At 69.1% G+C, this 21,125-nt stretch carries 25 protein-coding genes; 13 read left to right on the top strand and 12 right to left on the bottom strand.

Features of this window, described 5'->3' with window-relative positions; translation table 11 throughout:
* Positions 1 to 20: 20 nt before the first annotated feature.
* The 6 genes from AB5J62_RS20830 to AB5J62_RS20805 all read right to left on the bottom strand — a co-directional run bounded on the left by AB5J62_RS20830 (position 21) and on the right by AB5J62_RS20805 (position 3,955).
* A complete protein-coding gene (locus AB5J62_RS20830; RefSeq protein ID WP_370949967.1) occupies positions 21 to 602 on the bottom strand; it encodes a DUF4865 family protein in 582 nt (193 codons plus the stop codon).
* A complete protein-coding gene (locus tag AB5J62_RS20825; protein ID WP_370949966.1) occupies positions 602 to 1,144 on the bottom strand; it encodes a TetR/AcrR family transcriptional regulator in 543 nt (180 codons plus the stop codon). The genes AB5J62_RS20830 and AB5J62_RS20825 overlap by 1 nt, the downstream gene beginning before the upstream one ends.
* Before the next feature lie 33 nt (positions 1,145 to 1,177).
* Complete coding sequence (locus AB5J62_RS20820) at positions 1,178 to 1,783, bottom strand: short chain dehydrogenase (RefSeq protein WP_370949965.1); 606 nt, start codon at positions 1,781 to 1,783, stop codon at positions 1,178 to 1,180.
* Positions 1,780 to 2,619, bottom strand: a complete 840-nt coding sequence (locus AB5J62_RS20815; RefSeq protein ID WP_370949964.1) for a helix-turn-helix domain-containing protein — start codon at positions 2,617 to 2,619, stop codon at positions 1,780 to 1,782. The genes AB5J62_RS20820 and AB5J62_RS20815 overlap by 4 nt, the downstream gene beginning before the upstream one ends.
* Positions 2,620 to 2,704: 85 nt before the next feature.
* On the bottom strand, positions 2,705 to 3,550 hold the full coding sequence (locus AB5J62_RS20810; RefSeq protein ID WP_370949963.1) for an LLM class flavin-dependent oxidoreductase: 846 nt from the start codon (positions 3,548 to 3,550) through the stop codon (positions 2,705 to 2,707).
* A 258-nt stretch (positions 3,551 to 3,808) separates the two neighbouring features.
* Positions 3,809 to 3,955: a hypothetical protein gene (locus AB5J62_RS20805; RefSeq protein ID WP_370949962.1), complete on the bottom strand. Its 147-nt coding sequence runs from the start codon at positions 3,953 to 3,955 to the stop codon at positions 3,809 to 3,811.
* A gap of 33 nt (positions 3,956 to 3,988) precedes the next feature.
* Here AB5J62_RS20805 and AB5J62_RS20800 point away from each other — a divergent pair, with 33 nt between their 5' ends.
* The 3 genes from AB5J62_RS20800 to AB5J62_RS20790 are packed head-to-tail and all read left to right on the top strand — an operon-like array spanning position 3,989 to position 8,425.
* Positions 3,989 to 5,935 carry an ABC transporter transmembrane domain-containing protein gene (locus AB5J62_RS20800; RefSeq protein WP_370949961.1) on the top strand — a complete coding sequence of 649 codons (1,947 nt, stop codon included), beginning with the start codon at positions 3,989 to 3,991 and terminating at the stop codon, positions 5,933 to 5,935.
* Between the two features lie 8 nt (positions 5,936 to 5,943).
* Positions 5,944 to 7,659: an ABC transporter ATP-binding protein gene (locus tag AB5J62_RS20795; RefSeq protein WP_370949960.1), complete on the top strand. Its 1,716-nt coding sequence runs from the start codon at positions 5,944 to 5,946 to the stop codon at positions 7,657 to 7,659.
* Positions 7,592 to 8,425 (top strand): aminoglycoside phosphotransferase family protein, encoded by an 834-nt coding sequence (locus AB5J62_RS20790; RefSeq protein ID WP_370949959.1) that lies wholly within the window; start codon positions 7,592 to 7,594, stop codon positions 8,423 to 8,425. The genes AB5J62_RS20795 and AB5J62_RS20790 overlap by 68 nt, the downstream gene beginning before the upstream one ends.
* On the opposite strand, the gene AB5J62_RS20785 is transcribed toward AB5J62_RS20790, so the two are convergent.
* Together AB5J62_RS20785 and AB5J62_RS20780 are read right to left on the bottom strand one after the other, a co-directional pair.
* Entirely contained in the window at positions 8,417 to 9,217 is an 801-nt protein-coding gene (locus AB5J62_RS20785) for a pentapeptide repeat-containing protein (protein WP_370949958.1), read from the bottom strand. The two genes, AB5J62_RS20790 and AB5J62_RS20785, sit on opposite strands and share 9 nt — an antisense overlap.
* Entirely contained in the window at positions 9,195 to 10,154 is a 960-nt protein-coding gene (locus tag AB5J62_RS20780) for a helix-turn-helix transcriptional regulator (RefSeq protein WP_370949957.1), read from the bottom strand. The genes AB5J62_RS20785 and AB5J62_RS20780 overlap by 23 nt, the downstream gene beginning before the upstream one ends.
* 71 nt (positions 10,155 to 10,225) lie before the next feature.
* Between AB5J62_RS20780 and AB5J62_RS20775 the strand changes: the two genes are divergently transcribed.
* Positions 10,226 to 11,086, top strand: coding sequence for a putative protein N(5)-glutamine methyltransferase (locus tag AB5J62_RS20775; RefSeq protein ID WP_370949956.1), 861 nt, complete (start codon positions 10,226 to 10,228; stop codon positions 11,084 to 11,086).
* Here the strand turns inward: AB5J62_RS20775 and AB5J62_RS20770 are convergent.
* Complete coding sequence (locus AB5J62_RS20770) at positions 10,996 to 11,799, bottom strand: helix-turn-helix transcriptional regulator (protein WP_370949955.1); 804 nt, start codon at positions 11,797 to 11,799, stop codon at positions 10,996 to 10,998. The two genes, AB5J62_RS20775 and AB5J62_RS20770, sit on opposite strands and share 91 nt — an antisense overlap.
* 117 nt (positions 11,800 to 11,916) lie before the next feature.
* Here AB5J62_RS20770 and AB5J62_RS20765 point away from each other — a divergent pair, with 117 nt between their 5' ends.
* The 4 genes from AB5J62_RS20765 (at position 11,917) to AB5J62_RS20750 (ending at position 15,163) form a co-directional block, all read left to right on the top strand.
* Complete coding sequence (locus AB5J62_RS20765; RefSeq protein WP_370949954.1) at positions 11,917 to 12,696, top strand: NAD(P)H-dependent oxidoreductase; 780 nt, start codon at positions 11,917 to 11,919, stop codon at positions 12,694 to 12,696.
* Between the two features lie 82 nt (positions 12,697 to 12,778).
* A complete protein-coding gene (locus AB5J62_RS20760) occupies positions 12,779 to 13,261 on the top strand; it encodes an N-acetyltransferase family protein (protein WP_370949953.1) in 483 nt (160 codons plus the stop codon).
* A 201-nt stretch (positions 13,262 to 13,462) separates the two neighbouring features.
* The gene (locus AB5J62_RS20755; protein ID WP_370949952.1) at positions 13,463 to 13,801 is read left to right on the top strand and encodes a hypothetical protein; all 339 of its coding nucleotides are present in this window, start codon (positions 13,463 to 13,465) and stop codon (positions 13,799 to 13,801) included.
* A 402-nt stretch (positions 13,802 to 14,203) separates the two neighbouring features.
* Entirely contained in the window at positions 14,204 to 15,163 is a 960-nt protein-coding gene (locus AB5J62_RS20750) for a tyrosine-type recombinase/integrase (RefSeq protein WP_370949951.1), read from the top strand.
* Between the two features lie 46 nt (positions 15,164 to 15,209).
* Here AB5J62_RS20750 and AB5J62_RS20745 read toward each other — a convergent pair whose 3' ends face one another.
* Positions 15,210 to 15,584, bottom strand: a complete 375-nt coding sequence (locus AB5J62_RS20745) for a hypothetical protein (protein ID WP_370949950.1) — start codon at positions 15,582 to 15,584, stop codon at positions 15,210 to 15,212.
* Positions 15,585 to 15,651: 67 nt separating this feature from the next.
* Between AB5J62_RS20745 and AB5J62_RS20740 the strand changes: the two genes are divergently transcribed.
* The gene (locus tag AB5J62_RS20740; RefSeq protein ID WP_370949949.1) at positions 15,652 to 16,434 is read left to right on the top strand and encodes a glycerophosphodiester phosphodiesterase; all 783 of its coding nucleotides are present in this window, start codon (positions 15,652 to 15,654) and stop codon (positions 16,432 to 16,434) included.
* Here AB5J62_RS20740 and AB5J62_RS20735 read toward each other — a convergent pair.
* Positions 16,370 to 16,942 (bottom strand): TetR/AcrR family transcriptional regulator C-terminal domain-containing protein, encoded by a 573-nt coding sequence (locus tag AB5J62_RS20735; RefSeq protein WP_370949948.1) that lies wholly within the window; start codon positions 16,940 to 16,942, stop codon positions 16,370 to 16,372. The two genes, AB5J62_RS20740 and AB5J62_RS20735, sit on opposite strands and share 65 nt — an antisense overlap.
* A gap of 63 nt (positions 16,943 to 17,005) precedes the next feature.
* Here AB5J62_RS20735 and AB5J62_RS20730 point away from each other — a divergent pair, with 63 nt between their 5' ends.
* Positions 17,006 to 17,461, top strand: a complete 456-nt coding sequence (locus AB5J62_RS20730) for a hypothetical protein (protein WP_370949947.1) — start codon at positions 17,006 to 17,008, stop codon at positions 17,459 to 17,461.
* Between the two features lie 56 nt (positions 17,462 to 17,517).
* Here AB5J62_RS20730 and AB5J62_RS20725 read toward each other — a convergent pair whose 3' ends face one another.
* Entirely contained in the window at positions 17,518 to 18,177 is a 660-nt protein-coding gene (locus tag AB5J62_RS20725; protein WP_370949946.1) for a transglycosylase family protein, read from the bottom strand.
* A 189-nt stretch (positions 18,178 to 18,366) separates the two neighbouring features.
* Between AB5J62_RS20725 and AB5J62_RS20720 the strand changes: the two genes are divergently transcribed.
* The 3 genes from AB5J62_RS20720 (at position 18,367) to AB5J62_RS20710 (ending at position 21,112) form a co-directional block, all read left to right on the top strand.
* Positions 18,367 to 19,761, top strand: a complete 1,395-nt coding sequence (locus AB5J62_RS20720) for an MFS transporter (protein ID WP_370949945.1) — start codon at positions 18,367 to 18,369, stop codon at positions 19,759 to 19,761.
* A gap of 22 nt (positions 19,762 to 19,783) precedes the next feature.
* Positions 19,784 to 20,539 (top strand): thymidine kinase, encoded by a 756-nt coding sequence (locus AB5J62_RS20715; RefSeq protein WP_370949944.1) that lies wholly within the window; start codon positions 19,784 to 19,786, stop codon positions 20,537 to 20,539.
* 225 nt (positions 20,540 to 20,764) lie between these two features.
* Positions 20,765 to 21,112, top strand: coding sequence for an RNA polymerase-binding protein RbpA (locus tag AB5J62_RS20710; protein ID WP_091287474.1), 348 nt, complete (start codon positions 20,765 to 20,767; stop codon positions 21,110 to 21,112).
* Positions 21,113 to 21,125: the final 13 nt, after the last annotated feature.

Genomic DNA, 21,125 nt, shown 5'->3' with positions numbered 1-21,125 from the left:
GCCATACCACTCACGAGCCCTCAGAGGCGGCCGGTGGGGAGGGCGGCCAGCTCGGGGGCGGACAGGTGCGGGACTTGCCAGCCTTCCTCGGTGCTGTCGGGCGGTGCGGCGGTCCAGAGGGTGAAGCGGACGAGTTCCCAGTGGCGAGGGTCGATCGCCAGCGCTGTCGAGTGCACTGTGGACAGTGCGGCGTGGTCCCGCAGCTCTTCGTGGGCCGCGGCCAGTGCGGGCGCGGGATCGGCCCAGGCGGGCAGTGTCTCGGTGCGCAGGGTCGCGGTCCGGGGGAGCGAGCCGTACGCGGCGCCGTGCTCGAAGGCGACGCCGGTCCAGTGCCGCACGACCGGCCGCCCGAAGTCGTTGACGATGCCCTGGAACCCGGCGCCCCACAGGAAGGCGTTCATCCCGGCGAGGGTGTTCCACAGGTAGAACGGCGCGTACTGGTTGACCGGCGAGCCGTCGACGCCGCGTTCGCGGACGCCGTAGGCCTTGAGTCCCAGTCCGGGGAAGTCGTCGAGCAGGTGGCCGCGCGACGCGACACGCTGCCGGATGATGTCCATGTCGTAGTCGGCGGGCAGGGTGATCTGGTACTGCATCGCGTACATCAGGCGGCTCCCTTCAGCAGCGCCAGCACGCCGTCGACGGCCTGGTCGAACGGTTCGACGGACTCCGCGGCGCGGGCCAGCACGTACCCGCCCTGCAGCACGGCGACGATCGTGGCTGCGGTGGTGACCGGGTCGAGCCGAAGCTCGCCTTCGGTGAGGACTTCGGCGAGTTTTCCGCGCAACCAGGCGAAAGTCTCGTCCAGCGGCGCGCGCAGCTCGGGGCTGGCGATGATGTCGGGGTCCTGGGCGAGACGGCCGATCGGGCAGCCGAGCAGCACGTCGCGTTCACGGCGCAGGTAAGCCTCGACGCGGTCGATCGCGGTGCCCTCGGCCGAGAGGAGCTGGTCGGCCAGCGCGCGCAGTTCGGCCGCGCTGCGGCTGATCGCGGCGCGGGCGAGGTCGGGTTTGCCGGTGAAGTGGTGGTACATGCTGCCCTGCCCGGCGCCCGCTCGCTGCTGGATGGCTTTCGGGCTGGTGCCGACGTAGCCCCGCTCGCGCAGCAGCTCCTGGGTGCTGGTGATCAACCGCTCGGCCGTGTCCATGCGAGCAGTGTACATACCAGTAGGTACAATACCTCACCCGTACGCCCGGACGACCTGCCCGGTGGCCGAGCCTTCGACGCACGCGAGGTAGTGGCCGACGAGTTCGTCCATCGGCACCGCGCGCATGCCGGGGAAATACGAAGAGAACGTCTCGGTGGAGTCGCCCACCAGCGTCGGGCTGACCACGTTGACCCGCATCCCCCTCGGCAGCTCGATCGCCGCCGACAGCACGAAACTGTGCAGCGCGCCGCTGATGACCCCGCCGCCGGTGACGCCAGGCCAGGCCTGATCGGCGAAGATCCCCGACGTCAGCGTGAACGACGCGGCGTCGGCACACAGCCGCTGCCCGGTGAGCACCAGCTCGGCCTGCCCGAAGAACTTGGCGCGCATGTTCTCGGCCAGCGCGTCCGAGGTCAGCGTCGCGAACTCGTCGAGCGCGCCGTGCGCCCCGATGCTCACCACCGCGTCGACCGGCCCGGTCCGGCGGTACATCGCCTCGATCGTCGCGGGCGCGGCCAGGTCGACGCAGACCTCGCCCGAGGTGCGCCCGGCGACGATCACCTGGTGCCCGCGAGAACGCAACGCCGGCACCAGGCGCCGCCCGATGGTTCCGGCGCCGCCGACGACGATGATCCTCATCGGGTCCGCGCCAGCAACGTGAGCGCGTCGGCGTCCGCGGTGCCGGGACGCGCGTAGAACAGCCCGATCCGCTGATCGTCGTCGGGCAGCGTGACCGTCTCGTTGGCCAAGGTCACCGGCCCGACCACGGGATGGTCGAGCTCGCGCAGGTAGAACGAGCAGGTCCGGACCGGACGCCGCGCCCACATCCTGGCGAACTCCGGGCTGTCCGCGGCGAGCCCGCCGATGAGCCGTTCCAGCTCGGGGTCGCCCGGATGCCGCGCGACGTCCTGGTGCAGCGCCGCGACCGTGACCTGCGCTTTGGCGTGCCAGTCGCGGTAGAGCGCCCGGTGGTGCGGGTCGAGGAACAGCATCCGCGCGAGGTTCGGCCGCACGGGCGCGTCCGGGGCGTCAACGTCCACATGGCCAGCCAGCAGCGCGTGGCCGAGGCTGTTCCAGGCGAGCACGTCGGCGCGGTGGTCGAGCACGATCGCCGGGGTGCCGGGCATGGCCGCGAGCAGGTCACGCACCGACGGCCGCAGCTTCGTCCTGCGGGACCGCGGCCGCGCGGGACGTCTCGGCGCGGCGAGAACCCGCAGGTGCTCGTGCTCGGCCGCGTCCAGCCGCAACGCCGTGGCCAGCGCGTCGAGCACGGCGCCGGACGCGCTCGCGCTGATGCCCTGCTCGAGGCGGGTGTAATAGCCGACGCTGACCCCGGCGAGTTCTGCCAGCTCTTCCCGGCGCAGCCCGGGAACGCGGCGGCGCGTGACACCGGGCTCGATGCCCGCCGCCTCCGGCGTGAGGCTTTCCCGCCTGCTGCGCAGAAACCCGCCGAGGTCGTTCGCTGTCGTGATCACCACCCCATCGTGACGGTGTCCCAGGCGTTCTGCCTGCCCCAGAAAGGGGTACTCAGCCGAACCACCGCGCCAGCCGCACCGTCCCTCAGACCGTGTCGGCGATCCGATCCACCTGATCGGGGTCGGCCGACCAGCAGTAGAGCATCACCTCGTCGGCACCGAGCGCCGTGTGCTCGGCGATCACCGCACGCAACCGCGCGGGCGTGGTGACCATGCCGTCGAGCATGTATTGCGCGCGATCGGTGAACGCGTAGTACTCCAGGATGTTCGACCGCGCCTCCTCGATCACCGAGTCCGGCCCGATGGCGGCGTTGACCTGAGCGACCAGCCGCGGCTTGCCGTCACGGCCGTGCTCACGCCAGTAGTGCTCGACCTTGCGGAACATCTTGTCCTGATACTGCGGCGGCAGCGCGCCGAGGAACCCGTCACCGAAGCGGGCGACGCGTTCGAGCGCGACGTCGGCGAAGCCACCGAACAGCAGCTCGGGACCGCCGGGGGTGACGGGCAACGGTCCGATCGGGCCGACATCCTCACCGAACGGCTCACCGGCCCACAGCCGGCGCAGCTGCACGAGCTGCTCGTCGAGCCGCTTGCCGCGGGCGCGGACATCACGGCCGACGGCGAGGAAGTCATCCTCGCGGCCCCCGACACCGATGCCGAGGGTGAACCGGCCGCCGGACATCTGGTCGAGCGTCGCGGTCTGCTTGGCGAGCATGGCCGTGTCGTACACGGGCGCGATCAGCACCTCGGTCTGCACACGGACACGCGAGGTCGCACCGGCGAGCGCCGCCAGCGTGACCAGCGGCTCGGGGTTGGCGTAGACGAGACGGTCGAGCAGGCCAAGCGTGCGGAACGGGCCCGCGTCGGCGCGGCGGGCCCAGGTGAGCAGGCCGACGGGGTCGGCGATGGGAAGGCCGAGGCCGATGTTCATGAAAACTCCTTGGAAGGGCATGACGAATGAAGGCTGCCGCCCCTCCTGGCCACGCGATGCCGCGGGCTTGCTTCCACACTGCGGCGATATTTCCGGGAAGCGTGCTCTCTTAGAGTGATTCCACCCTATCCCACCGCGTCCACCGGTTTTCCCCGCGACGTCCGTACAAATCCCGTCCACCACCGGCGTCCAGGCCCGTTAGGTTCCGCCTGTGCCACCACCACCCGAGGCCGAAGGCCCCGTGCACCGTCCGGCGAGCTACTTCGAGCAGCCGTTCTGGACCGCGCTCGGCCTGCTGGTCGTGTGCGCCGGACCGCTGATCCTGCTCGTCGCGCTCACCGGCCACGTCCCCGGCGACGAGAAGACCGGCGTCGTCGTGACCGGCCTCGTCTGGACACTGCTCACCATCGTCATCCTGGTGCTGCCGTCACAAGCACCGTGCGGGAACGGCGCGTGTGGCGCGACCTCGACGCATCCGGGGTACGCGTACTCGGCGAGGTCGTCTCCGCCGAACGCGTCTGGTGCGGCGACGACGAACGCTGCACCAGGGTCCGGATGCTCATCACCCTCCCGGGCAGGCCGCCGTTCACGACCAACCACCTCGTCACGGGGGAGCGGATCGTCGAAACCGGCACCACCATCGCGATCGACGTGCACCCGACCGCGACGTCTTCCGCCTGGCCGCCGACCGATAAAAGCATTCGGCACCACCACTACCGTGGAACCATGATCGCCTGGGGGCCCGGTCGGTATCTGTGGTGGCTGACGATGCGGCAACGCTGGCGCGTACTGCGCGGCGCGCTGCTCGGCACCTCCTGGATGCTCGCACTCGCACTGCCGCCCTACCTGCTCTCCCACGCCATCGACGACGGACTGCGCGCCCGTAACACCCACGCGCTGACCTGGTGGGCACTGAGCCTGTTCGGATCAGGCCTGCTCATCGCCTGCCTCGGCACCTACCGCCACCGCACCATGACCTTCGTGCGGATGGACGCCGCGCTGCGCACCGCCGACCTCGTCACCCGCCACGCCGTCCGCCTCGGCGCCGTGCTGCCCCGCCGGATGACCGGCGGCGAAGTGGTCACCATCGGCGCCGCCGACGTGATCAACATCGGCAAGGCACTCACCATGACCGGACCCGGCGTCGGCGCGATCATCGCGTTCTGCGTCATCGCCGCCGTCCTCTTCCCGATCTCCCCGCTCCTCGCCGCCGTCATCCTGATCGGCGTCCCCGTGCTCGCGCTCATCATCGGCCCGCTCATCCGCCGCCTCCAGCGCGCCGAGACCGTCTACCGCGACCACCAGGGCGCGCTCACCGCCCGCGCCGCCGACCTCGTCTCCGGCCTGCGCGTGCTCTGCGGTATCGGCGGCAAGGACTTCTTCGCCACCCGCTACCACCGCGCGTCCCGCGACCTGCGCGCCGAGGGCTACCGCGTCGGCGCCGTCAGCAGCTGGATCGACGCCCTCGCCGCGGGCCTGCCCGCGCTGTTCCTGGCCACCGTCACCTGGCTCGCCGCCCGCATGGCCGTCTCCGGTGCGATCACCACCGGCGAACTCGTCGCCGTCTACGGCTACGTCGCCGTGCTCACCGTCCCGGTCGACTTCATCGTCGCCAGCGCGAGCGACGTCGGCCGCGGCCTCGTCGCCGCCCGCCGCGTCATCGCACTGCTCAACCTGCGCCCCCAGCCCGGCGACGGCGACCACCCCGGCCCGGAAAAACCCGCCTGCCTGCACGACACCGAAACCGGCCTCACCGTCCACACCGGACAGATGCTCGCGCTCGCACCGGCCGACCCCGCAGACGCACTCGCCCTCGTCGACCGGCTCGGCCGCTACACCGACTCCGCCGCCACCTGGGGCACCATCCCGCTCACCAGCGTCCCGCTCGCCGACATCCGCGCCCGCGTGCTCGTCGCCGACAACGACAGCCACCTCTTCGCGGGCCCGCTCCGCGCCACCGTCGCCACCCACCGGGACCACCTCGACCACGAGATCACCACCGCACTGCACACCGTCGCGGCCGGAGACATCGTCGACGCGCTCCCGGACGGCCTCGGCTCCACAGTGGACGCCGGCGGCCGCAACCTCTCCGGCGGGCAACGCCAACGCCTGCGCCTCGCCCGCGCACTGCTCGCCGACCCCGAAGTCCTCCTGCTCGTCGAACCCACCTCCGCCGTCGACGCGCACACCGAATCGATCATCGCGCACCGCCTGCACACCGCCAGGACAGGCCGCACCACCGTCGTCGTCACCACCTCACCACTGCTGCTCGACCAGGCCGACACCGTCGCCTACCTCGCCGACGGCCGCATACAGGCCGCCGGGACCCACGCCGACCTGCTCGACACCTGCCCCGGCTACCACCGGCTGGTGTTCCGCGGATGACCAAGCCGATGACAAAGCCCACGACACTCCCGATCGCCGACCGCGCCACCGTCCGCCGCGCACTGCTCGCCCTCATCCGCGCCGACGGCCGCGCCACCACCGTCGTGCTCCTGCTCAGCTCACTCGCCGCCGCGGCCGGACTCGGCGCACCCTGGCTGCTCGGCATCGTCGTCGACCAGGTCGCCACCGGCACCACCACCGGCACCGTCGACGTACTCACCCTCGCCATCGTCGGCTTCGCGCTCACCCAGCTCCTGCTCACCCGCTTCGCCCGCTACGCCGCCCACCGCGTCGGCGAACGCGCACTCGCCGCACTCCGCGAAGACCTCATCGACCACACCCTCAAACTCCCCACCGCCGTCGTCGAACGCGCGGGCACCGGCGACCTGCTCACCCGCGGCACCACCGACGTCGCCGCCGTCGGCGCCACCCTGCGCGACGCCGTACCCGACGTCTTCCTCGCCGGCGTCCAGATCCTCTTCCTCTTCGGCGCGATCTTCCTGCTCGACCCACTGCTCGGCCTGACCGCGCTCACCGGCTTCCCACTCGTGCTACTCGTGACCCGCTGGTACCTCGCCCGCGCCCGCGACGCCTACCTCGCCGAGGGCGCCGCCAACTCCACACTCGCCGAAGGCCTCGCCGCCACCGCCGAAGGCGCCCGCACCGTCGAAGCCTTCGACCTCGGCCGACGCCGCGTCACCGCGGGCGAACACACCATCGAAGGCGCCCGCGTCGCCCGCACCCGCACCCTCTACCTGCGCAGCGTCCTGTTCCCGGTACTCGACATCGCCTACGCCATCCCCACGGTCACCGCGCTGCTCGCCGGGGGAGCGCTCTACCTCACCGGCCACGCCACCCTCGGCGCCGTCGTCACCACCAGCCTCTACCTGCGCCAGGTCGTCGACCCACTCGACCGCATCCTCATGCAACTCGACCAGCTCCAGCTCGGCGGCGCCGCACTGGCCAGGATCACAGGCGTCCACGCCACCACCGAGCCACCGACCGCCACCGCACCCGAACGCCCCATCGACGTCCGCGGCCTCCGCTACGCCTACCCCGGCCACCCCGACGTCCTCACCGGCATCGACCTCACCATCGAACCGGGGGAGCGGCTCGCCCTCGTCGGACCCTCCGGCGCCGGGAAATCCACCCTCGGCCGCCTCCTCGCCGGCGTCGAGAACCCCGGCAACGGCACCATCACCATCGGCGGCGTGCCCGTCGCCGCACTCGCGCCAGGCGAGATCGTCCTGGTCACCCAAGACCACCACGTCTTCCTCGGTACCCTGCGCGACAACCTCCTCATCGCCGCACCCGACGCCGACGACCACGCGCTACACGAAGCACTCACCACCGTCGGCGCGCACTGGGCCAACGACCTCGCCACCCTGCTCGGCCCCGACGGCACCGCACTCGACGCCGCCCAAGCCCAGCAGCTCGCACTCGCCAGGGTCGTGCTCGCCGACCCGCACACCGTCATCCTCGACGAAGCCACCGCACTGCTCGACCCCGCCACCGCCCGCCACACCGAACGCGCGCTCGCCGCCGTCCTCAAAGGACGGACCGTCATCGCCATCGCCCACCGCCTGCACACCGCGCACGACGCCGACCGCGTCGCCATCATCGACCACGGCCGCATCACCGAACTGGGGAACCACCATGACCTTCTCGCCCGCGCCGGAACCTACGCCGCACTCTGGGCCTCCTGGCACGGCCACACCGGCTGACCTCGCCGAACGCTGGTCACTCACCCTCGGCACACCCTACGAAGGCGGCAGCTGCTCCTTCACCGCCCGCGCCCGGCGCGCCGACGGCACCCCCGCCGTGCTCAAGATCAGCGAACCCCACCGCGAAGCCGCAGGCGAAGCCACCGCACTCCGCCTCTGGAACGGCCACCACGCCGCCCGCCTCTACGAAAACGACGGCTTCGCACTGCTCATCGAACGCTGCGAACCCGGCACCCACCTCACCGACCTCGAAACCGGCGCCACACTCCTGCGCGAACTCTGGATCACCCCGCCGCCGGGCACCGGCCTGGAAGCACTCGCCGACGTCACCGCCGAATGGGCCGACCTCGTCGAAACCCGCATGACCGAGCACCAACCGGACTTCGACCCCGGACTCGTCGCACTCGGCACGAAACTCCTGCGCGAACTACCCGCCACCGCCACCCGCGACGTCCTGCTGCACGGAGACTTCAACCCCGGCAACGTCCTCGCCGCCCACCGCGAACCCTGGCTCGCCATCGACCCCAAACCCATGACCGGCGACCCCGCCTACGACCCCTGGCCCCTCATCGAACAGACCGAAGCCCACACCCTCGCCGACCGCTTCACCATCGCCGCCGCGACACTGGGGGAGAACCCCGAACGACTCAAAGCCTGGGCACTGGCCAGAACCGTCGAATCCGCACTGTGGTGCGTCTCCGAAGACGACCTGGACGACGCCGCAGACGAAATGGACACCGCCCGCGAACTCGCCGACCTACTGTGACCAGTGCCCTGGCGCACGCAACGACGACGGCAGCTTCGTGCTCCCATCACCCTTCGCCGCGTCCAGCTGAGACTGGATCAAGAACAACGCACCCGTGAAATCCGCGCCACGCACATCCGCGTCCCGGAAATCCGCCCCGATCACATCCGCCAGCCGCAGATCCGCACCCCGCAGATCGGCCCCGATCAAATACGCGCCCCGCAAACTCGCCCCACGTAGGCTCGCGCCCTTCAACGCCGCACCGATCAAATCCGCGCCACGCCGATTCTTCTTCCCCTTGACCTCCGCACGCGCCAGCTCACTGGCCCGCAGCAGCAACCCGTTCACCCCATGCCGATGCGCCGCCACATCCAGCCGCCCCAACGCCGCCGGATTGTGCAACGTCAGCCGCTCGGTCTCCTTCACCGCCACCTCGAGCTCCGCACGCATCGGCCCCGCCGACGGCAACGCCAGCGCCTCGCTCAGGTAATACAGCAGCTCGTGCAGATCCCGCATCACCGGGAACACCGCGAACATCTCCCGCGCCACCTTCGGCGACCGCCGCCAGTCCTCACCGCCGAACGTCACCTGCGAAACCTGTTGCCCGGCACCGAAACAGTCGAACACCGTGCAGCCCCGAAACCCCTTCGACCGCAGATCCCGATGAATCCCGCACCGGAAATCCGCCGCCAGATTCGGGCACGCCTGCCCAGCGGGCTTGGTGATCGCGAAGTCCGAAGACGCCGCGAACGCCGGCGCCACACAGCACAACGCGAAACAGTTCGCGCAATCAGCCTTCAGCTTGCGGTTCACCCGAAACAGCGTAGTGCGCCGCCAGCTCCGCCCCGATCCGGGCGAGCTCCAGCCGCACCGCGCCCGGCTCCACCACCTCCACCTGCGTACCCCAGCCCGCCAGCGTCCGCGCGATGTCCAACGCCGTCGACGCCGCCACCCGCACCCGCGCCCTGCCATCGACCACCCCGAGCCGCTGGCAATGCCGCCCGAAATGATCACGCAGGATCGGCACGAACCGGTCCTCGATCGACACCGTCGCCGACAACAACGACCGCTTCCGCTCCACCACCTCGACGACCTCGTCCCACGCCGCCGCCAGATCGAAGTCCGCGGGCCGCTCCGCGGGCTGGTCCAGCACCTCCGCCTCCACGATCCGCTCCACCCGGAACGTCCGCCGCCCCCGCTGCGTACCCGCGATCAAGTACCAGATGTCGTCCTTGTCCACCAACCCCAGCGGATCCACCACCCGCTCCGACCGCGCCCGCCCCTCGTACGTCAGCCGCACCTTCCGCCGCAACACCACCGCACCCTGCAGCACATCCACGAACGCGGGCCGGCCCCGATCACGCGCACCCCACCGCGCCGTGTCGATCACCACCGCCTCCGACGCCGCCCGCGCGTCCGCCCGGAACGTCTCCGGCAACGCCCGCACCAGCTTCCGCAACGCCGCCTTCGCCTCCGGCGCGATCGCCGCGGCAGGCCCCACCAGCAAGAACAACGCCCGCGCCTCCGACGCCGACAACCCACTCAGGTCAGTACGCGCCCCACCGACCAGCTGCCACCCGCCGCCACGCCCCGCCTGCGGATACACCGGAATCCCCGCCACCGACAACGACTCCAGATCACGCCGCGCCGTCGCCACCGACACCTCGAGCTCCTCGGCCAGCTCCGCCGCCGTCACCCGCCCACGCGCCTGCAACACCAGAAGCGTCGCCACCAGCCGATCCGCCCGCATCCACGCAGTCTCCCAAACAAAGTGCGCACCCGGTGAGCACATTCCACGGTGCGGTAATCTCCCCGCTGCCCATGCGACTCACCCGCGCCACCATCATCACCCGGCTCCGCGCCGCGGGCTGCGTCTTCGCCGAAGACGAGGCCGAACTACTCCTCGCCACCGCGAAAACCCCCGACGACCTCGCCACCATGCTCCACCGGCGCCTCGACGGCGACCCACTCGAGCAGGTCCTCGGCTGGGCGAGCTTCCGCGGCCTCCGCATCGCCGTCGACCCCGGCGTCTTCGTACCCCGCCGCCGCACCGAACACCTCGTCGAACTCGCACTCGAACTCGGCGCCGCACTCGCACCGGCCCACCCGGTCATCGTCGACCTCTGCTGCGGCTCCGGCGCCGTCGCCGCTGCACTCGCCGCCGAACTCACCCCGGCCGAACTCCACGCCACCGACATCGACCCCGCCGCCGTCGCCTGCGCCCGCCGCAACCTGACTAGGGGAGAGGTCCACCAAGGCGACCTCTACGCACCGCTGCCAGCTCGTCTACGCGGCCGCGTCGACCTGCTCGTCGCCAACGCCCCCTACGTACCCACCGACGCCATCGGCCTCATGCCACCCGAAGCCCGCCTCCACGAACCCCGCGTCGCACTCGACGGGGGAGCCGACGGCCTCGACCTCCACCACCGCATCGCCGCCGAAGCCACCCACTGGCTCACCACCGGCGGCCACCTGCTCATCGAAACCAGCCGAACCCAAGCAGCCGGCACCGCCGAAGCCTTCACCCGCAACGGTTTACGCGCCCGAGTGTCCACATCAGACGAACTCGACGCCACCGTCGTCATCGGCACCTACGAACCCAAACCCCCGAGCAACCGCAACCCGTCCTCAGCCGCGGTGCCCGGCGCCGCCGACAACACCAGCAACTCCATCCCCGACTGATCGGGCAACGCGAAGTTCTCCTGGTGCAACTCCAGCAGCCCGACCAGCGGATGCCGGTACACCTTCCGCCCATGGGTCCGCGCCCGCACCTCCGCCCGCGCCCACAACCGGCGAAATCGGTCACTGCCCATCGCCAGCTCACCGATCAGCGAAGCCAGCCCGGCGTCATCGGGATACTGCCCGGCCGCCAGCCGCAGATGCCCGACCACGTCCAGCGTGCACACCTCCCACTCCGCGTACAGCCCACGCTCGGCCTCCTCCAGGAAGATGTGCCGAGCCGTGTTCAACCCCGGCAACGGCCGCCCGAACAGCAACCCCGCCAGCCGATTCCCGGCCACCACATCCAGCCGATGATCCATGATCAACGCCGGAGCGTGCTCCACCAGATCGAGCACCCGCAGCACCTCCGGCCGCACCCGCCCACCCGGCGCCTTCACCCGCCGACGAGGTTGCCGCGCCAGCCGATGAAGATGCCCCCGCTCCGTCTCGTCAAGATCCAGAACACCGGCCAGCGCGTCCAGCACCTGCTCAGACGGCTGCGTCGCCCGCCCCTGCTCAAGCCGCACGTAATAGTCGACGCTCACCCCTGACAGATGCGCGACCTCCTCCCGCCGCAACCCGGCCACCCGCCGCCGACTCTCCGCCGGAATCCCCACCGCCGCCGGATCCACCCGGGAACGCCGCGTCCGCAAGAAACCCGCGAGATCATCCATGCCGCCAGTATGACCCCGACGCAGGTCACGAAGGTGGCCCTGCCAATACCAGGAACCGCCATCCGACGGACGAACCACCCCTGAACACCGGCCGCCGCCACGCCCACCATCGATCCCATGAAGACACTGATCGTCCACGCCCACCCGGAACCGAAGTCACTCAACAGCTCACTCAAAGACCTCGCCGTGTCCACATTGGAAGAAGACGGACACGAAGTACGCGTCAGCGACCTCTACGCCATGAACTGGAAAGCCGTCGTCGACGCCACCGACTACGGCCCCCAAGCCTCCAGCCCACTCAAAGTCGCACGCGACTCAGGCCACGCCTTCGACGCCGGCACCCTCACCCCGGACGTCAAGGGGGAGCAGGAGAAACTCCTCTGGGCCGACACCATCATCTTCCAGTTCCCACTCTGGTGGTACACCATGCCTGCCATCCTCAAAGGCTGGGTCGACCGCGTCTTCACCTACCACTTCGCCTACGGCGTCGGCGAACACAGCGACACCAAGTACGGCGAACGCTTCGGCGAAGGCACCCTCGCCGGCCGCAAAGCCCTGCTCTCGGTCACCGCCGGCGGACCCGAACCCCACTACGCCGCCCGCGGCATCAACGGCCCCATCGACGACCTGCTGTTCCCGATCCACCACGGCATCCTCTACTACCCAGGCATCGAAGTCCTCCCACCCTTCGTCCTCTACGGCGCCGACCGCATGACCGAAGCCGACTACGCCGACGCCGCCAAAGCGTGGCAACACCGCCTGCGCACCCTGGAGTCCACCGACCCCATCGCCTTCCGCCGCCAGAACTTCGGCGACTACGAAATCCCGTCACTCCACCTCAAGCCAGGCCTCGAACCCCAGGGCCGCACCGGCTTCTCCCTCCACCTGGAGCGGTGAGCGTTCCCGTCGCTCGGGGGCCAGTAGCGTGGGGCTGGATCAGGCATCGGTACTGGCCCGTAAGGCAGGGGAGTAGCAGGTCATGGCACAGATACGAACAGCCGGGCCCGACGACGTCGAGAAGATCCGGTGCTTCGGCGAGGCGCACATCCGGCCGCACTACACGCCGTTGATCGGCGCCGCCGCCGCGGACGACCAGGTCCGGCTGTGGTGGAGCGAGCCGCAGATCCGTGCCGCGGTGACCGGCGGCCTGGTGGTCGTCGCGGCGGCAGGGGAGCAGCTCGTCGGTGTCGGGCAGCGCGGGCGACGCGGTGACGATCATGTGGTCTACAAGCTTTACCTTGATCCGGGTCACCGTGGCGACGGGCTTGGCCCGAAGCTGCTGGGCGCGCTCATCGAGCGGTTGCCCGCGGACGCCGGCCGGTTGTTCATCGAACACTTCGCGGGCAACGCGCGTGCGGGTGCGTTCTACGAGCGCGAGGGGTTCACGGTGGATCGGGTCGAGCCGAGTGCGGGCGGGGATCCGGCGCTGGGAGTGGTGTGGCGGTCCCGTCCGGTGGCCTGATCGCCGTTACTTGACATAATGTACATTATCGGCGTTAGGCCAACCTGGGGATCCGGAGTCCTCGGAAGGGGTCGAAAACGCTCACTTGGCCCAATGTGCATCACCGCGCGCGTTTTCTTTTCACCTTCCCGATGAATTCACGGCAATTCTTCCGGGCAGCTAATCTGAGCTTTCCATTGGGACGATCCCCAGGAGAAAGTGATGTACAAGAAAACGGCCGGCTTACTAGCCGCGAGCATTTCGGCGGCTGCTCTGATGGTCGGCGCGCCCGCTGCCAACGCGACCGATGATTTCCCGCCCCCTGGCTGCCTGACGACGCTCTACAGCGTTTTCCTGGGCCAAGGTGTGCAGATGACCTGCTACACGCTGCCTGATCCGTCCCGGGTGTATCAGGTGGTGGCGCACTGCCAGTCAGGATCGTCCTATTGGTACAACACGGGCAATCTGGTGCCACTCGGATTCGGGCCATCCAGCGCGGAATGTAACGGCGGCCTCCTCTGGTCGGCACACGTGGCGGGATTTCATGTAGTCGACTTCTAATATCCTGATGTTGATCATGCCGGTCCCCAACGGCCATTTTTTGACCTGATTTCCGGCATCCAAGGACCCCGCCTCATTACGTCACGGTGACGAAAACATAGGCGCGCAACGGCCGTCTAACAACAGCACGACGCGACGACAACACGCAAAGCCCAGGCTCCAAGATTCCACGACCCGTGCCCGCCTAGGTGCCGAAAGACGCATTGGGGACCTGGCACGGACCGAAGGACGCATTGGGACCGCCAGAGGGACCAAAAGACGCATTCGGGCGGTTACGAGAAGCGGAATCCCCCAGGAGGAGTCCCACCCCTTCCGAGAGCCGTTTCATGCATAATTGCCATTATGCAGCATTCGCCGGGTGATGCGACGGAAACTGTCGGTGGTGTCGGGTACAAGATCCACATGAGGGTTCTCGACGCCCAGCAAGCGTTCTTCGCCGCCCGCCGTCCCCGCAAGGACTCGCCGCACACCACCGACGCCTACCGCCGGGATCTGGCGGGCATCACTGCCCTACTGGTCGCCGAGACCGGCATCGACATCGACGAACTCACCATCGGCGACCTCACGGCGCCCGCGTTGCGTGACGCGTTCGGCGTCTTCGCCGACGACCACGCCAAGAGCTCGGTGCTCCGGGCGTGGTCGACGTGGAACCAGTTCCTGACTTTCTGCGTGTCGGACGGTCTGCTCGCCGGGAACCCGATGGGTGCCGTCGCGCGGCCGAAGACCCCTCCCCTCTCCCCCAAGCCGCTGCGTGGTGAGGACACGCCCGAGCGGTTGCTCGCGGCCGCCGCCGGCGGGACCAGGAAGGCACGTGACCCGTGGCCGGAGCGCGACGTACTGGTGATCGCGCTGGGCCTGGTGGCGGGGCTCCGGTCGGCCGAGATGCGGTCGCTGAGCGCTCGGTCGCTGGTCGGGCGGTCCGGTGAGATGCGGCTGCACGTACACGGGAAGGGCAGCCGGGATCGGTCGATCCCGGTGGAGCCCGCCATGGAGAAGATCATCCAGAACTATCTGGAGTCGTGCCAGCGCCGGTTCCCGAAGCAGCGGTTCGGGCCGTCGACGCCGCTGCTGCGGGACCGGGCGGGTGAGCCGATCGGGCGCGGCGCGCTGGAGTACCTGGTGAAGTCTTGCTATCGGTGGGCCGGGCTGCATGACCGGGTGCCGGTCGGCGCGAATCTGCACGCGCTGCGGCACACGTTCGCGACGCGCTTGGCCGAGGACGGCGCGACGGCGTCGGAGATCATGGCGTTGCTGGGGCACGCGAGCTTGGCGACGAGCCAGAACTACATCGAGGCGACGGGCCGGGAGCAGCGTGCGGCGGTCGCGAGCAACCGCACCTACCGGGCGCTCGACACGCTCTGAGACCGGGATAAAGCCTGCTTTATCCCGCGGAGTAAAGCAGGCTTTATCACCGGATCTGCTCGAGGTCCTTGGCGGTGCGGGCGATGTCTTCGGCGAGTTTGCGGAGTTCGTCGATCTCGGCGCCGTCTTCGGCGGCGGTGACGATGTCCTCGGCGGCGCAGCGGAGCTGGAAGATCTTGTCCTGGAGGTCGGCGATCTCGGTGTCGGAGAGCACGACGGCGTCTTCGGGCAGGCCCGTGCGCTGGACGGCGGCGCGGCGTTCGTAGGCGCGCTGGCGGCAGGATTGGCCGCAGTAGCGGCGTCGGCGGCCGCGGTTGGCGCCTTCGGGGAGCCTGCGTCCGCACCAGCCGCAATGGGCCGGTACGGCGGTCCGGCGTACTACGGCTGGCAGCTCATCCGGTAGTTCGGCGACTTCGCTCACGGTTTCGACGATAACCGGCCATGGGTTGCTCACACCGGGGCCACGCCGAAGAGGCAGACTGGTGGGCGTGGTAGCTACTCACGCGTATCTGGCGTCTCCTTGTCCTCGTGCTTTCGCGCATCGCGGGTGGCATCTCGACGATCTGGAGGGGATGGAGAACTCGCTGTCGGCGTTCCGGCGTGCGGTGGCCGAGGGGTATCGGTACGTGGAGACCGATGTGCACGCGACGTCGGATGGGGTCGTGGTGGTGCATCACGATGATCTGCTGGATCGGACGACGGATGGGTCGGGGGCGATCAGCGGGCGGACGTGGGCTCAGCTTCGCGGGGTGAAGGTGGGCGGGCGTGAGCAGATCTCGCGGTTGGAGGATGTGCTCGAGGAGCTGCCGGACGCGCATTTCAACATCGATGTGAAGTCGGCGGGCGCGGTGGAGCCGTTCGTGCGTGCGGTGGAGCGGGTCGGTGCGTTCGATCGGGTGGCCGCGGCGTCGTTCTCGGATGGGCGGTTGCGTCGGTTGCGGCGGTTGGCGGGGCCGCGGCTGGTGACGTCGATGGGGCCGGGTGCGGTGGCGGCGTTGTGGGCGAACGGGCATGTGCCGCCGTTGCCGTTGCGGTTCCTGGTGCGGGGTGCGATGGCGCAGGTGCCGGTGCGGCAGGGTCGGTTGACGGTGGTGCAGAGGGCGTTCATCGCGGCCGCGAACAAGGCGGGTGTCGAGGTGCACACGTGGACGATCGATGACGCCGACGAGATGCGTGAGCTGCTGGATCTGGGTGTGCACGGGATCGTCACGGACCGGCCGGATCTGCTGCGTGCGGTGTTGACGGAGCGGGGTTGCTGGGGCGCCGCTTAGCTCGTTGGGTGAGGCCGTCGAGGATGATTTCGATGCCGAGTTCGAAGTAGGTGTCGTCGGTGTCGTCGGCGGTGGTGTTGAGCATGTGGGCGGCGAGCAGGCGGGCGATGCCTTGGGTGTCGTGTTCGGTGAAGCCCGCGTCGCGGAGGATGCGGTGGGTGGTTTCGACGTGGGCGCGCCGGTGGGGGCCGGTGGGTGGGCGTTCGCGCAGTAGTGCGGCGGCGTCTCGGTGGGTGCGGAGCAGTGCGCGGAATTGGCGGAGTCCGCTGGCGAGCTGGGCGCACCACGGGAGGGTTTCGTCGATGGTGAAGGCGTCGGCGCAGATGGCTTCGGCGACGAGGTCGAGTAGTTCGTCCTTGTTCTTGACGTGCCAGTAGAGCGTGGGTGATTGGACGCCGAGTTTGGTGGCGAGGCGTCGGGTGGTGAGTTCGGTGAGGCCTGCTTCGTCGAGCAGTTCGACCGCGGCTTGGGTGATCTGGTGCTGGTCGAGCTGTGGTTTGCGGCCCATGGGCGTACTTTATCAGTGATAGAGTGGCTCTATCGCTGATAGGTAATTGCGCTGGGGGGCGTCTTGACCAGGGGAATCTCGCTTTTCGTGTGCTGGTGTTCCGTGGTGTTCACGGTGGGCACGGCGGTGCAGAACTTCGTGATCGTGGATCTGGCGATGCTGGAGCACACGATGCGGCTGGCCGGCGCTCCCCCGTCGGACGCCGCCGGGTTCTTGGCCGGGTTCCGGCTGGTCGGCTGCGTGTTCATCGTCGGCAACGCGCTGGGTGTGCTGGCGTTGACGCGGCGGCGGTGGGTGTTGTGGCTGGTCGTCGTGGTGAACGCGGGTCAGGCGGCCGGGGTGTTCGCGATCCGGCCGGTGGTGTTCCGGGCGATGTACGAGCTGTACGGACCGGCCGGGCTGCTGCCGAGTGTGGTCACCGATGGTGGCGCGGTGGTGCTGCTGGTGGTGCTGGCGACGTGGTGGGTGCGCGGTCATCGCCGGATACTCGCGCAGCGAGACGCGGAGTCCTCGGCCTGAACCCGGGATAAAGCCCGCTTAACTCCGGGGAGTTAAGCGGGCTTTATCCCGGGTTGTCAGCGTGGGGGTTTGCCGGACCAGGCGGCGTCCCAGGTCTTGGGGCCGAGCAGTCCGGAGTCCTTGATGTCGTTGGCGCGCTGGAGCGCGAGCACGGCGTCGCGGGTCTTCTCGTAGTAGCAGCCGGTGCCGGCGAAGCCGTAGCCGTAGACGTTCATGCGGAGCTGGAAGGTCTTGAGGCCTTCGGCGCAGGCGCCGTAGTCGTAGACGACGCCGGGCCAGGCGGGTTTGGGGCCGCCGGGTGCGGGCACGGGCGGTGAGGGTTGGCCGCCTCCGCCGATGTAGGCGGATTCGCCGTAGCTGGGTACGCGTTTGGTGCGGGCGTCGCCGTCGGCTTTGAGGCCGAGCTTGGTGGCGCACTCCCAGGGTTGCCAGCCGCGCATGCGGTAGAGGTAGAGCGCGCGGTAGTCCTGCTCGGCGGGTGCGGCGAGGTCGGGCCTGCCTTGGCCGCCGACGCTCTGCCAGGTGGCGAGGTTGAACTGGTAGGCGCCGAAGTAGCCGTTGCCGGTGTTGATGTTGTAGCGGCCGCTGGACTCGCACATCCGCAGCTTCGCCCATGCCGTGCTCGCCGGGTCGGCGGCCGCGGTGCCGGGGACGGTGAGCGGCAGGCAGAGCGCCGCGAGGACCGTCACTACGGTGCGGAGTCGGAATCTGGACATAAGGGCACAATAAGTAATGTCCCCTGTGGACACAAGTGCCCCAGGCGAAACATCAGCATCACATGACACGGTCGTGAAACGACGGAGCGACACGCCCATAACGGAGGTCACCCACGCTTCGGCGCGTCGGGGCGGGTGCCAGTACGCTCCCCCGGACCACCCACGCTGACGAGCACCGGAGCCGTTCGAATGACCACTGTGGACACCCGGCGGCGCCAGTTCAGGGGCTGGTACTTCTACGACTGGGCCAACTCGCCGTTCTATTCGTCGGTGACGACGGTGTTCGGCGCGCTGTACATGAGCGAGGTGGCGGCGAACGCCGCGAAGGCGGACACGGCGACCAACGGCCCGGCGCCGTGCCGGGACGCCGACGGGGTCTCGAACACGCTGCAGAACTGCGACATCAGCCTGTTCGGGCTGCACTTCCCGGCCGGGTCGCTGTGGGGTTACCTGATTTCGGTGGCGACCGTGCTGCAGGTGCTGGTGCTGCCGGTGACCGGCGCGGTCGCCGACCGCAGCCGGGACAAGAAGCGGATCCTCGGCTGGTTCGCGATGCTGGGCGCGGTGTGTTCCGCGGCGATGTTCCTGGTCGAGGGCACGGGCTGGCAGCTCGGTGTGGTGCTGTTTCTGATCGCCAATCTCGGGTACGGCGGTTCGCTGGTCGTCTACTACTCGTTCCTGCCCGACATCGCGGGGCCGGACGAGCGGGACGCGGTGTCGGCGCGCGGCTGGGCGTTCGGGTATCTCGGTGGCGGGCTGGCGTTGCTGCTGCAGCTGGTGTTGTTCCTGGCGCACGGGAAGCTGGGGATCAGTCAGGACATGGCGATCCGGATCGCGTTCCTGACCTCGGGGATCTGGTGGGCGGTGTTCACGATCATTCCGCTGCGCGCGCTGCCGGCCCGCGGTGGCGCGCACGAGCTGCCCGCGAGCGGGTCGGTGCTGCGTGCCGGGTTCACCGAGCTGCGGCAGACGGTGCGCGAGGCGAAGGGGTTTCCGCTGACGCTGGCGTTCCTCGGCTGCTTCCTGGTCTTCACCGACGGGATCTCGACGGTGGTGGCGGTGTCGGCGCAGTACGGCAAGGACGAGCTGAAGTTCTCCAACCAGGTGCTGATCGTGACGGTGCTGCTGATCCAGTTCGTCGCGTACTTCGGCGGGATGCTGCACGGGCTGGTCGCGCGGCGGTTCGGGGCGAAGAAGACGATCCTGGGCAGCCTGGTGGTGTGGGTGCTGGTGATCGGGTTCGCCTACACGGTGCGCGCGGGTGACCAGTTCGGGTTCTACGGGGTCGCGGTCGGCATCGGGCTGGTGCTCGGCGGGACGAACGCGTTGTCGCGGTCGCTGTTCGCGCAGATGATCCCGGCGGGCAAGGAGGCGCAGTACTACTCGCTCTACAACGTCGGCGAGCGTGGCACGTCGTGGCTGGGTCCGCTGGTGTTCGCCGGGATCGGGCAGGCGACCGGGTCGTTCCGGCTGGCGATCGTGGCGTTGACGGCGTTCTTCGTGATCGGGTTCGCGCTCACCTGGTTCGTGCCGGTGCGGCGGGCGATCGTGGCGGCCGGGAACCGTCCTCCCGCCGTGCTGTGAGCGGCCGATAGGGTCGGGCTTCGTGACCGTACTCTCCGATAGCGACCCCGAACCCGCCGACGCGCTCTCGGTTCCGGTGGCAGGCTCGCGCCGCGGCGCCCCGATCGTGGGGAAACTGAAGTTCTGCTACGGCCCGATGGACTGCGGGAAGTCGACGCTCGCGCTGCAGATCGATCACAACCACGCGCGCCAGGGGCGCCGGGGGCTGCTGCTGGTCCGCCACGACCGGTCCGGCGCGCCGCAGATCTCCAGCCGGATCGGGATCACCCGGCAGGCGACGGAGGTCGGCACGGACACCGATCTGCGTGAGCTGGTCCGCGAGCGGTGGTCGCGGGGGCTGCACGTGGACTATCTGATCGTGGACGAGGCGCAGTTCTTGTCCCCCGATCAGGTGGATCAGCTGGCCGAGCTGGCCGATGACGTCCAGATCGACGTGTATTGCTTCGGGATCGCCACGGACTTCCGCAGCCGGCTGTTCCCCGGGGCGCGAAGACTGTTCGAACTCGCCGACGAGCTGCAGCCCGTGCAGGTGGAGGTGTTGTGCTGGTGCGGTCTGCCCGGCCGGTTCAACGCTCGGGTCCGTGACGGAGAGGTACTTCGTGACGGTGACACTGTTGTGGTTGCCGATACGGAACCCTCTGTAGTTGAAAGTTCACCAGTATCACCGTTAGGTGCGGAAGTAACTACCGTACGTTACAAGGTATTATGCCGTCGCCATTTCCGGGTCGGAGACCTCGGTCCCGTGATGGGCCAACACGGTCAGTTACGTCTGACCTGAATGGGCTCCCCAATAGCCCGTATGGGGGATATCACCATGAAGAACCCCCTAACCGCGTCACGCCAGGCCGCAAAATCCGTCCTACTGGAGGAAGCTGTTGCCGACGGGTGATGCAGCTCATCGTGAGCAATGACATGCTGCTCCGGGAATCTCCGGACCCGCTCGTTCGTTGCATAGGGTGAGCACCGCCCAGGCTCCACCCGGAGCCGACTGAAAGGACCCATCATGGCCGACCGTGTACTCCGTGGAAGCCGGCTGGGAGCGGTCAGCTACGAGACCGACCGCAATCACGACCTCGCGCCGCGGCGCACCGTGCGCTACGCATGCCCCAAGAACCACGAGTTCGAGGTGCCGTTCTCCGACGACGCCGAGATCCCGGCAGTCTGGGAGTGCCGCTTGCACGGCAGCGAGTCTGAGATCGTCGACGGCGGACAGCCGGAGCAGAAGAAGGTCAAGCCCCCGAGGACCCACTGGGACATGCTGCTCGAGCGTCGTTCCATCCCGGAGCTCGAAGACCTGCTCAACGAACGTCTCGCCGAGCTCAAGGGTCGCCGGACGACCCGCTCGGCCTAGTAGCTGACGGACC

This window comes from Amycolatopsis sp. cg5 (assembly GCF_041346955.1).
Classification (GTDB): domain Bacteria; phylum Actinomycetota; class Actinomycetes; order Mycobacteriales; family Pseudonocardiaceae; genus Amycolatopsis.
This window is presented reverse-complemented; position numbering and strand designations above follow the sequence as displayed.

What these genes read in the sequence shown, in the direction of transcription:
- AB5J62_RS20830 (WP_370949967.1), bottom strand. Translation starts at nt 602, where the DNA reads ATGTACGCGATGCAGTACCAGATCACCCTGCCCGCCGACTACGACATG.
- AB5J62_RS20825 (WP_370949966.1), bottom strand. Translation starts at nt 1,144, where the DNA reads ATGGACACGGCCGAGCGGTTGATCACCAGCACCCAGGAGCTGCTGCGC.
- AB5J62_RS20820 (WP_370949965.1), bottom strand. Translation starts at nt 1,783, where the DNA reads ATGAGGATCATCGTCGTCGGCGGCGCCGGAACCATCGGGCGGCGCCTG.
- AB5J62_RS20810 (WP_370949963.1), bottom strand. Translation starts at nt 3,550, where the DNA reads ATGAACATCGGCCTCGGCCTTCCCATCGCCGACCCCGTCGGCCTGCTC.
- AB5J62_RS20795 (WP_370949960.1), top strand. Translation starts at nt 5,944, where the DNA reads ATGACAAAGCCCACGACACTCCCGATCGCCGACCGCGCCACCGTCCGC.
- AB5J62_RS20790 (WP_370949959.1), top strand. Translation starts at nt 7,592, where the DNA reads ATGACCTTCTCGCCCGCGCCGGAACCTACGCCGCACTCTGGGCCTCCT.
- AB5J62_RS20780 (WP_370949957.1), bottom strand. Translation starts at nt 10,154, where the DNA reads ATGCGGGCGGATCGGCTGGTGGCGACGCTTCTGGTGTTGCAGGCGCGT.
- AB5J62_RS20775 (WP_370949956.1), top strand. Translation starts at nt 10,226, where the DNA reads ATGCGACTCACCCGCGCCACCATCATCACCCGGCTCCGCGCCGCGGGC.
- AB5J62_RS20770 (WP_370949955.1), bottom strand. Translation starts at nt 11,799, where the DNA reads ATGGATGATCTCGCGGGTTTCTTGCGGACGCGGCGTTCCCGGGTGGAT.
- AB5J62_RS20765 (WP_370949954.1), top strand. Translation starts at nt 11,917, where the DNA reads ATGAAGACACTGATCGTCCACGCCCACCCGGAACCGAAGTCACTCAAC.
- AB5J62_RS20760 (WP_370949953.1), top strand. Translation starts at nt 12,779, where the DNA reads ATGGCACAGATACGAACAGCCGGGCCCGACGACGTCGAGAAGATCCGG.
- AB5J62_RS20755 (WP_370949952.1), top strand. Translation starts at nt 13,463, where the DNA reads ATGTACAAGAAAACGGCCGGCTTACTAGCCGCGAGCATTTCGGCGGCT.
- AB5J62_RS20750 (WP_370949951.1), top strand. Translation starts at nt 14,204, where the DNA reads ATGAGGGTTCTCGACGCCCAGCAAGCGTTCTTCGCCGCCCGCCGTCCC.
- AB5J62_RS20735 (WP_370949948.1), bottom strand. Translation starts at nt 16,942, where the DNA reads ATGGGCCGCAAACCACAGCTCGACCAGCACCAGATCACCCAAGCCGCG.
- AB5J62_RS20725 (WP_370949946.1), bottom strand. Translation starts at nt 18,177, where the DNA reads ATGTCCAGATTCCGACTCCGCACCGTAGTGACGGTCCTCGCGGCGCTC.
- AB5J62_RS20720 (WP_370949945.1), top strand. Translation starts at nt 18,367, where the DNA reads ATGACCACTGTGGACACCCGGCGGCGCCAGTTCAGGGGCTGGTACTTC.
- AB5J62_RS20710 (WP_091287474.1), top strand. Translation starts at nt 20,765, where the DNA reads ATGGCCGACCGTGTACTCCGTGGAAGCCGGCTGGGAGCGGTCAGCTAC.